The organism is Streptomyces sp. AK08-02, from assembly GCF_033795085.1.
GTDB classification, from domain to species: domain Bacteria; phylum Actinomycetota; class Actinomycetes; order Streptomycetales; family Streptomycetaceae; genus Streptomyces; species Streptomyces echiniscabiei.
Genome location: NZ_JARAZV010000005.1, coordinates 468,582 through 478,586, shown reverse-complemented (window position 1 = coordinate 478,586; position 10,005 = coordinate 468,582). Strand labels below are relative to the sequence as shown.

General features: G+C 70.7%; 7 protein-coding genes. 3 read left to right on the top strand and 4 right to left on the bottom strand.

Annotated elements, in window-relative coordinates; genetic code table 11:
• Nucleotides 1-425 precede the first annotated feature (425 nt).
• Nucleotides 426-974 (bottom strand): MarR family transcriptional regulator, encoded by a 549-nt coding sequence (locus PV734_RS13285; protein ID WP_319098640.1) that lies wholly within the window; start codon nt 972-974, stop codon nt 426-428.
• A gap of 147 nt (nt 975-1,121) precedes the next feature.
• Here PV734_RS13285 and PV734_RS13280 point away from each other — a divergent pair, with 147 nt between their 5' ends.
• On the top strand, nt 1,122-2,396 hold the full coding sequence (locus tag PV734_RS13280) for an MFS transporter (protein ID WP_319289582.1): 1,275 nt from the start codon (nt 1,122-1,124) through the stop codon (nt 2,394-2,396).
• Here the strand turns inward: PV734_RS13280 and PV734_RS13275 are convergent.
• The 3 genes from PV734_RS13275 to PV734_RS13265 all read right to left on the bottom strand — a co-directional run bounded on the left by PV734_RS13275 (nt 2,386) and on the right by PV734_RS13265 (nt 6,549).
• Nucleotides 2,386-3,228: a class I SAM-dependent methyltransferase gene (locus tag PV734_RS13275; RefSeq protein ID WP_319289572.1), complete on the bottom strand. Its 843-nt coding sequence runs from the start codon at nt 3,226-3,228 to the stop codon at nt 2,386-2,388. The genes PV734_RS13280 and PV734_RS13275 overlap by 11 nt on opposite strands.
• A gap of 33 nt (nt 3,229-3,261) precedes the next feature.
• Nucleotides 3,262-4,962, bottom strand: coding sequence for a SpoIIE family protein phosphatase (locus PV734_RS13270; RefSeq protein WP_319098642.1), 1,701 nt, complete (start codon nt 4,960-4,962; stop codon nt 3,262-3,264).
• A gap of 207 nt (nt 4,963-5,169) precedes the next feature.
• The gene (locus tag PV734_RS13265; protein ID WP_319098643.1) at nt 5,170-6,549 is read right to left on the bottom strand and encodes an NAD(P)/FAD-dependent oxidoreductase; all 1,380 of its coding nucleotides are present in this window, start codon (nt 6,547-6,549) and stop codon (nt 5,170-5,172) included.
• Nucleotides 6,550-6,928: 379 nt separating this feature from the next.
• On the opposite strand from PV734_RS13265, the gene PV734_RS13260 reads away from it, so the two are divergent.
• Together PV734_RS13260 and PV734_RS13255 are read left to right on the top strand one after the other, a co-directional pair.
• Entirely contained in the window at nt 6,929-7,705 is a 777-nt protein-coding gene (locus PV734_RS13260) for a helix-turn-helix domain-containing protein (protein ID WP_319098644.1), read from the top strand.
• Nucleotides 7,706-7,930: 225 nt separating this feature from the next.
• Nucleotides 7,931-9,925 (top strand): sigma-70 family RNA polymerase sigma factor, encoded by a 1,995-nt coding sequence (locus PV734_RS13255; RefSeq protein ID WP_319289571.1) that lies wholly within the window; start codon nt 7,931-7,933, stop codon nt 9,923-9,925.
• Nucleotides 9,926-10,005 lie beyond the last annotated feature (80 nt).

Genomic DNA, 10,005 nt, shown 5'->3' with positions numbered 1-10,005 from the left:
TCCCTTCGGTCTTGCGTTTCCGACTCTATCAGACCGTTTCCGTATCCGATTTCCTCGGTGCTTTCCAGGTTTTCGCTTTCGCGTTTCCCTTTCCGGCGAGTCCGACTCTACCAGATCCTTTCGGGCCTGATTCCCAGTCAGTGGGGCTTGTCCTCCCGGCTGTTGGGCCGTTCCGACGTCTCAAACCCTAGCGGATCCCCTCAGCGATTCCCAATCGGGCCGCTGAGCTCCATCGAGTTCCATTCGAATTGAATTCGGGCACACCGAAATCAACCCGGCTGGGAGGTCCTGCTGATGGTTTGGTTTTGCCGCTGCTGCGGCGGAGGTGCTGCCGCAGAACCGTTACGGCCCCGTGGCAACCCGGAGAACATTACGGATCGGGATGGGGGATGTCAAGCACCGCCTACCCGTCGCTGTCAAGATCTTTAGTCGAGGTCGCTGAGTCGTCCGCCGGCGTCCGGCTGGGCGTGCTCCACGCGGCGCAGGAGACGGGTGAGGACGTCGCCGAGCCTGCCACGTTCGTCCTGGGAGAGGTCCTGGAGGAGGTCCTCCTCGAAGACCGTCGCCAGGCGCATCGCCTCCAGCCACTTCTCTCGGCCCTCGTCCGTCAACTCCACGATCACGCGGACCCTGTTGGACTCGTCGCGCTCCCGGGTGACCAGTCCCTCCGTCACCATCCGGTCGATCCGGTGGGTCATCGCCGCCGGAGTCAGGCCAAGCCGCTTCGCCAGGTCGCTCGGGCCCATGCGGTACGGGGCGCCGGACAGCACCAACGCCTTGAGGACCTCCCACTCGGCGTTGCTGATGCCGAGCGTCGCGGTCTGGCGGCCGTACGCCACGTTCATCCTGCGGTTCAGCCGGCTCAGGGCCGTGACGATCTTCTCGACCTGGGGGTCCAGATCCCTGAACTCGCGCTGGTAGGCGGCGATCTGCTCATCGAGCGTCGGCTCGCCGACGGCGGGGGTGTCACCCATGTGCTCAGTATCCCATGCGTGCGCTTGGCATCGAAGTCCTTCGAGGTGTACTGTTCAATTCTTAATTTTAGCTTCGAAGTCTTCATGTCTAACCCTTTCGGCAGGCGTAAGACTTCACGATCAAGGCAGGTGAAAGTGACCAGGGCGATGGGCGCGGAGATGCGCCGGATCCATGTGGGCAACGCACTCAGCGCGTTCGGGCTCGGCTTCACCGTCCCGTATCTGTACGTCTATGTGGCGCAGGTGCGGGGACTGGGAGCCATGACGGCGGGTCTCGTACTCGCCGTCTTCGCTGTGGCGGCGCTGGTCGTGCTGCCGTTCGCCGGGCGGGCCATCGTCCGGCGCGGGCCGCTGCCGGTGCTGCTCGTCGCTCTGGTCACCGCCGCTGTCGGCGCCATGGGCCTCGGGTTCGCCGCCAACGCCACCGCCGTACTCCTGGCCGCTGTCGCGCTGGGAGCCGGGCAGGCCGTGATGCAGCCGGCGCTCGCGACGATGATCGTGGACTTCTCGTCGGCGGAGACACGGTCGCGGGCCTTCGCCACCCAGTTCTTTCTGCAGAACCTCGGGCTGGGCGTCGGTGGGCTCATCGGCGGGCATCTCGTGGACACGACCCGGGTCGGCTCGTTCACCCTGTTGTTCGGCATCGAGGCGGCGATGTTCCTGCTGCTCGCCGTGATCATGGCCACCGTACGGATGCCTCGTTCGCCGAGGATCGACGGTGCGCCCGCTCAGGCCAGGGGCAGCTGGAAGCAGTTGCTGGAGAACCGGGCGATGGTGCAGCTGTGTGTGCTGGGCTTCGTACTGTTCTTCGCCTGCTACGGGCAGTTCGAGTCGGGACTGAGCGCGTACGGGGTCGAGGCCGCCGGGATCTCGACGTCCGCGCTCGGTTCGGCGCTGGCGGCGAACACCGCGGTGATCGTGGTCGCGCAGTTCGCGGTGCTCAGGTTCGTCGAGCGGCAGAAGCGGTCGCGGGTGATCGCGGCCGTGGGGATCCTCTGGGCCGTCGCGTGGGGCGTGGCCGGGTACGCGGGGCTCGGGCACGGCAGCCAGGCCATGGCGACCGCCGCGTTCGTGTCGACGTACGCGCTGTTCGGGCTCGGGGAGGCGATGCTGTCGCCGACCGTCGCGCCCTTGGTGGCCGATCTGGCGCCAGCCGGGCTCGCGGGGCAGTACAACTCGGCGTTCGCCCTGGTGAAGCAGCTCGCGCTGGCTGTGGGGCCTGCGGTGGGCGGGCCGCTCGGGGCTTCGCTGCACGCGCCGTACATCGTGATGTTCCTGCTGTTCTCGCTGGGGATCAGCGTCCTCGCCGTACGGCTGGGACGGCAGCTGACCCCCGTACAGAATCAGCCGTCTCTGGCGCGGCGGAGCCGGGTGGTCGCGCAGGGAGGGGCTCCGGTGGAGTCCTCGGTGCCTACCGCGTAGTGGGGCGGGTGGCTGTGGCCAGGGTCGAGGTGAAGGGGAGGGTCGCCGAGCCGTCGGGGGCCGTGTAGGGGGCAAGGGCTTCGCGGATGGTTCGCGCCGCCTCGGTGAAGCCGGCCCGGCCGCCCGCCTCTTCGATCGACTGGCCCCAGGGGACGGCCGCGAGGTGACCGGTGACGAAGTCCGCGATGTCCGGGAAGGCGATCGCGAAGGTGACCTCGCGGGTCGTGATGTCGTGGAAGCCGGCGGTGGTCAGGGCGGCGGTGATGCGGTCGGCTGGGCAGGAGTGCGAGATGGCGAAACGTGCCTTCGCCTCCGGGGTGCCGTGTTCGGTGACCGCCTTGTGGTGGGCGGCTATGTAGGGCGAGCGGTCCACGGGCGGGGCCCAGGTCGTGGCTGTGAACCGGCCGCCCGGGCGGGTGACGCGGGCCGCTTCGGTGAGGGCGGCGTCCAGGTCGGGGAAGAACTGGACGCCCTGTTGACAGATGACCGCGTCGAACGAGTCGTCCGGGTAAGGGAGTTTGTGGGCCGGGGCCTGGGTGAACTCGATGTCCGGGTACATCCGGGGTGCGTGGCGGGCGGCGGTGGTGAGCATGGCCTCCAGGAAGTCGGCGCCGGCCACGTGGCCCGTGGGGCCGACCTGGGCGGCGGCGGCGCGGGCCACGAAGCCGGTGCCGCAGGCCAGGTCGAGGACGTGGGCGCCCGGGAAGAGGTCGGTGGCGTCGACGACCGCGGTGACGAACGGGGCCATCAAAGGGGCGCTGTAGCGCTCGTAGTGCTCCGTCGCGTCGTGTGTGGCGTTGTCTTTGAGGGGGAAACCTGTGGGATCTGCCATGCAGGAGCTACTAGCAGGCGGGGCTGGGTTCGACTAGGGGACTCGCGTGGCCTTTCCCCCTGGAAGCACGAACTCGCACCACACCGCCTTGCCGCCTCCCGGTGTCCGGCGTGAGCCCCAGCTCGTGGCGATCGTCGCGACGATGGCGATGCCGCGGCCCGATTCGTCGCCGGGTTCGGCGGTGCGGCGCAGGGGGAGGTGGTCGTCGCCGTCCGTGACCTCGACGATGAGGCGGCGGTCGGTGCGGCGCAGGCGCAGGCGCATCGGGGGTGTGCCGTGCTGGAGGGAGTTCGCGACCAGTTCGCTGGCCGCCAGGACGCCCACGTCGTGCAGTTCGGTGGGGAAGCGCCAGCTGGTGAGGACGCCGGAGGCGAAGGCACGCGCGCGCGGGGCCGCTTCGATGCCGCCCAGGAGTTCCAGGGCCGCGTTGCGGAACAGGTCGCTGTCGGCGCCGGTGCGGGCCGGGTGCTGGAGGACCAGGACCGCCACGTCGTCGTCGTGGTCAGCCGTGACGCCCGCCGAGCGGACCAGGCGGTCGCAGACGACCTGGGGGCTGCCCGTGGCGCCGGCGAGGGCGCGCTCCAGGGCGGCGATGCCCTCGTCGAGGTCCTCGTTGCGGCGTTCCACCAGGCCGTCGGTGTAGAGGACCGCCGTGGAGCCCGGGGTGAGCGCGATCGAGCCCGAGGCGTGCATCCAGCCGCCGGTGCCGAGGGGTGGGCCCGTGGGTTCGTCGGCGCGCTGGACGACCCCGCTCTCGTCGCGGACGAGGATCGGGAGGTGGCCCGCGGAGGCGTAGACGAGCTGGCCCTCGTTCGGGTCGTGGACCGCGTACACGCAGGTGGCGATCTGGTTGGCGTCGATCTCCATGGCGAGGCCGTCGAGGAGCTGGAGGACCTCGTGCGGGGGGAGGTCCAGACGGGCGTACGCGCGGACCGCCGTACGGAGCTGGCCCATGACCGCTGCCGCGCGTACTCCGCGGCCCATGACGTCGCCGATGACGAGGGCTGTGCGGCCGCCGCCCAGGGTGATGACGTCGTACCAGTCGCCGCCCACCGCCGCTTCCGTGCCGCCGGGATGGTAGGTGGCTGCCACCCTGAGGTCGTCCGGTTCCTCCAGTTCCTGGGGGAGGAGGGAGCGCTGGAGGGTCACCGCGGTCTCGCGCTGGCTGCGTTCGCTGGCGCGCAGGCGTTCGGCGGCCTCGGCGTGGTCGGTGACGTCGGCGGCGAAGACGAGGACGCCGCCACTCCCTTCGGGAGTGGCCGTCGCCTCGATCGGGGTGCACGTGATCGTGTACGAACGTCCGCTCTGCGCCTTGCGGGACTTGAGGGTGCGGGGCTTGGAGCTGCGCAGGACCTGGTCCAGAAGGGGCAGCAGGCCCAGTTCGTCGAGCTCGGGGGCCGCTTCGCGGGCGGGGGCGCCCTCCGCTCGTACGCCGAAGGCCGCCGTGTAGGCGTCGTTGGTGTACGCGATGCGGTGGTCGGGGCCGTGGACGATGGCGACCAGGGCCGGGATGCGGTCCAGGACCTCGCGGGTGGGCAGGTCGTCGACCGCGGGGAGGCAGGGGGCCGCGTCGGTGAGCCGCTCGGCGCGGGCGGCGGGTACGGAACCGGGGCCCGAGCCGGGGTTCTCGCCGCGTCGGTCGGGCAGCCGGTCCGGGCTGATCGTGTGATCGGTCCGCGCTGCGGCGCGGCGCTGCGTTCCGGGAAGTCGGGCGCTCCAGCGCGTGAAGTTCACGAATCCTTGCCTCGTGTTCGTCGGCACAGGCCGGCAGCGGGTCGGCCGGAGGTACGGGGGACGTCCCCCGGGAGATACAGCACTTACGGAAAGCCTCGTGGGTAGAGAAGGGCGTGCGGCGAGGGACGTGGAGCCAGTCTGGCAGGGTGGCCGACCGGGCCGACATCCTTCAGACGTCGGCCGCGTCGGTGGAGTTCCTGGATCCGGTCAGGAGGACCCCTTCGGGTCCTGGTGGGGCTTCTGAGGAGGCTTTCCACCGGCCGCGAGTTCGAACTCCGCGCGGGGATGTTCGAGTGAACCGAGGGAGACGATCTCCCGCTTGAAGAGTCCCGACAGGGTCCACTCGGCGAGCACCCGGGCCTTGCGGTTGAAGGTGGGCACCCGGCTCAGGTGGTAGACGCGGTGCATGAACCAGGCGGGGTAGCCCTTCAGCTTGCGCCCGTAGACGTGTGCGACACCCTTGTGGAGTCCCAGGGAGGCTACTGAACCGACGTACTTGTGGGAGTACGTTTCGAGCGGTTCGCCCCGCAGGGAGTGCGCGATGTTGTCGCCGAGGACCTTGGCCTGGCGTACGGCGTGCTGGGCGTTGGGGGCGGTCTCCTTGCCGGGTTCCGCGGCCGTGACGTCGGGGACGGCGGCGGCGTCTCCCGCGGCCCACGCGTGCGTGGTGCCCTCGATCCGTAGCTCGGCGGTGCACTTCAGGCGTCCGCGCTCGTTCAGCGGGAGGTCGGTGGCGGCGAGCAGGGGGTGCGGTTTGACGCCGGCGGTCCACACGACCGTACGGGTGGGGAAGCGGGCGCCGTCGCTGAGGACGGCGATCCGGTCCGCGCAGGAGTCGAGGCGGGTCTCCAGGCGTACGTCGATGTTACGACGGCGCAGCTGCGTGACCGTGTACTTGCCCATCTCCTCGCCGACCTCGGGCAGGATGCGGCCCGACGCCTCGACGAGGATCCACTTCATGTCCTCGGGCTTGACGTTGTGGTAGTACCGCGCGGCGTAGCGGGCCATGTCCTCCAGCTCGCCGAGCGCCTCGACTCCGGCGTAGCCGCCGCCCACGAAGACGAAGGTCAGGGCCGCGTCACGGATGGCGGGGTCGCGGGTGGAGGAGGCGATGTCCATCTGTTCGATGACGTGGTTGCGCAGGCCGATGGCCTCCTCGACCGTCTTGAAGCCGATCGCGTGTTCGGCGAGGCCGGGGATCGGCAGGGTGCGGGAGACCGAACCGGGGGCGAGGACGAGCTCGTCGTACGTCAGTTGCTGGGCGCCCGTTCCCTCCTCCGTGGTGGCGAGGGTGGTGACGGTCGCGGTGCGCTTGGCATGGTCGATCGCGGCGACCTCGCCGACGACGATCCGGCACTGGTCGAGGACCCGGCGCAGTGGTACGACGACATGGCGGGGCGAGATGGAGCCCGCGGCCGCCTCCGGGAGGAACGGTTGATAGGTCATGTACGGGTCCGGAGTGACGACGGTGATGTCGACCTGGCCCCGTTTCAGCTCCTGCTGGAGCTTCCGCTGGAGGCGCAGGGCCGTGTACATACCGACGTAGCCGCCGCCGACGACGAGAATTCGCGCACGTTCCTTCACCATCCCATGACGCACCCAGCGCTCGCGTTTGTCCACAGGCCCGGCAATTTGTGTGACCTTCGGGCAGTGGGCCGAAACGTTGCCCCGAACGGTGGCGAGCAGGGCAAAGTCGCAGCTCAGTGGGGGTGCGCCGAGTGGCAGGAGAGGGCTTAACCGGGACGTATGCGACACGTACTCCGATCGAGCGGCACCCTGTGCGGAACGTGCCCCTTCTGAATTGACCCTCGCTCAACTATGTTCGTAGGTCGACGGGGTGTAGGGGGATGCGCTCTTTCGGGTTCGCTCCACAGCGGGTGGGCCCGTTGTTCAGTGCTGTTCCGTGCGCTCCGGCTGCCAATGGCGGGGAGTCTCCGGGGGGAGACGTCATTACCGGGGGAACATTATGCACATTCAGGATTCTCGTTGGTCATCCGCGTCCGCCATCGCACCAGGCGGACCGGTCAGCGCGGCGGCGGGCAACGGACGCGGTGACACATCGCGTACGGCGCCGCTGCGTGTGGACGCACAGCGCAATCTGGAGCACGTGCTGCGTGCGGCACGTGAGGTCTTCGGCGAGCTGGGGTACGGCGCGCCGATGGAGGACGTGGCGCGGCGCGCTCGGGTGGGTGTCGGCACGGTGTACCGGCGCTTCCCGAGCAAGGACGTACTGGTCCGACGGATAGCCGAGGAGGAGACCTCCCGGCTGACCGACCAGGCTCGTGCGGCGCTCGGGCAGGAGGACGAGCCGTGGTCGGCACTGTCGCGCTTCCTGCGGACGTCGGTGGCCTCGGGCGCCGGGCGGTTGCTGCCGCCGCAGATACTGCGGGTCGGCGTCGCCGACGACGACGGTTCCGGCCTCGACGAGGCGCGGGTTCCGCAGCAGCGGACCCAGGCGACGGGTGGCGGTTTCGGCGCCGGGGAACTACGGCTGGTGTCCGACGACGCCGCGGCGGCGGCCCTGGCGGACGACGCGGGCGCGGCGGCACTGCTGGAAGTGGTGGGCCGGCTCGTGGAGCGGGCGCGCGAGGCGGGCGTACTGCGGCCGGACGTGTCGGTGTCGGACGTACTGCTGGTGATCGCGACGGCGGCGCCCTCGCTGCCGGACGCGGCACAGCAGGCGGCGGCCTCGTCACGGCTGCTGGACATCCTGCTGGAGGGGTTGCGGTCGCGGCCCCTGTGAGGGAAGCACGCCAGATATATCGGGCAGTCCGGACAACTCCCCTCCAGGGAGCGCCGGTTGAGCATTCCCCGTTCGGGTGAACGTTAGTACCTCGGTGCGGGAAGTCCCCACGGACGAGTGGTTGGTTCGTTCCAGTCGCCCTGAACAAAAGCCAATATGGCACTCTGACCCGGTGTTCGGGACTCGATGTGCAGGCAGCTGTGCAGGCGGCGGGGGCTTTCCGCGATGAGCTTTGACGGGCGGGACGAGTCACTCGGTGACGGTGACCCGGAGGCCGGCGGCGGCCTGACCTCACCCCAGGTGCCGAACCAGGGCGGGCCGGGAGGCGTTCAGTACCTCGGCGGCTCGGTGGACGGCGCGGAGTACCCGGAGTACCTCGACGACCCGATGGAGAACAGCGTCCCGGCGCAGCGCGGAGGCAGCCTGCTGCCGCCCCGCGCGGACAGTGTGCTGCCGCCGCCCATCGAACTGCCGCCGTCCGACACCGACCTGATCGGGCGCATGCGCTCGGGCGACGACACGGCGTACGAGGAGCTGTACCGGCGTCACGCCGACGCCGTACGCCGGTATGCGCGCACCTGCTGCCGTGACGGCCACACCGCCGACGACCTGACCGCCGAGGTCTTCGCCCGCATGCTCCAGGCGGTGCGCGGCGGTTCCGGGCCCGAGTACGCCGTACGCGCCTATCTGCTCACCACGGTCCGCCGGGTCGCCGCGAACTGGACGACGTCGGCGAAGCGCGAGCAACTGGTCGACGACTTCGCGGTGTTCGCGACGCAGGCCGCGCGCGGTTCCGAGGTCGCCGCCGACCACGACACGCTGGATCTCGGCGCCGACGTCCTCGCGATGCACGAGGCCGAACGGTCCATGGCCATGCAGGCGTTCCGGTCGCTGCCCGAGCGGTGGCAGGCCGTGCTGTGGCACACCGAGGTCGAGGACGAGTCGCCGAGCGAGGTCGCCACCCTGTTCGGGCTGGACGCCAACGGCACGCGTGTGCTGGCCAGTCGGGCCCGCGAAGGGCTCAAGCAGGCCTACCTCCAGGCCCACGTCAGCGCCACCCTCGTCACCGACGAGGAGTGCTCCCGCTACGCCGACCGGCTCGGCGCGTACGCCCGCGGGGGTCTGCGCACCCGGGCCGAACGGGGGCTGCGCAAGCACCTGGAGGAGTGCGCCAGGTGCCGGCTGGCCGCGGGCCAGATCAAGGAGGTCGCCAGCGGTATCCCGGCCGTCGTTCCGCTCGCGGTCATCGGCTGGTTCGGCGCCGCCGGGTACGCCAAGGTGGCCGCGCTGGTCGCCGGGGGCGCCGGAGCGGGTGCGGTGGGCGTCGGTGGCGCGGCGGCCGCGGCGAGCGGCTCGTCGTCCGGCGGGGCCGGGGGCGGCGCGGCGGCCTCGGAGGGGCTGGGCGCGCCGCTGAAGGCCGGGATCGCGGCGGGTGTCGTCGCCGTCGGGATCGCCGCGGTGGTGTTCGCGCTGGCCGGTGACCAGGTACCGAAGAAGCCGGTGGCCCAGCCGGCCCCGTCCGCCCCCGTGAGCCGGCCCGAGGCACCGACGCCGCCCCCGAGCCCGACGCCGCCCGAGCCGGAACCCGACCCGGTCGTCCGGGCCCTGGCCCCGGCCGAGGTGCCCGCGCCCACCCCGAGCCCCAGCACCAGCGCCACCCCGACTCCGGCCCCGAAACCCACCCCGAGCCCCACCCCGACCAGGTCCCCCGGCCCGCCCCCCTCTCCGACACCCACGCCCACGCCCACCCCGACACCGCCTCCCCCACCTCCACCGCCGCCGGCCCCGGCCGACTATCAGTGGAACGAGTTGCAGTACGGCATCACCGGCGACGGCACCAAGCCGGAGATGCGGCTCGGCGAGAGCAGCTGGGTGTGGCAGCGGTGGGGGGTGGCGATCGCGGACAAGCGGTACGAGCACGGGGTGACCGTCCACGGGCAGTCCTCGGTCACCGTCGACCTCAACCGCGACTGTGCCTCGTACGACGCCCTGGTCGGTGTCGACGACATGATGCAGGGCGTCGGCCAGGTCCGCTTCTCGGTGTTCGCCGACGGGGTGCGTATGTGGCAGTCCGGCTTGGTCCAGGGCGGGCAGGAAGCCGTACCCGTCCACGTCGACCTCACCGGGCGCAGGACGATCCGCCTGGTCGTGGAACCCCACTCGCCGTTCGACTCGGTGGTCCTCGCGGACTGGGTGGAGTCCAGGTTCATGTGCCGGTGACGGGGGCGTCGGTCACCGGGGTGCCTGTCACACGGGGGTGATGGGGGCGCGGTCGGGGCTGGGCGGCGGGTACAGGTGGG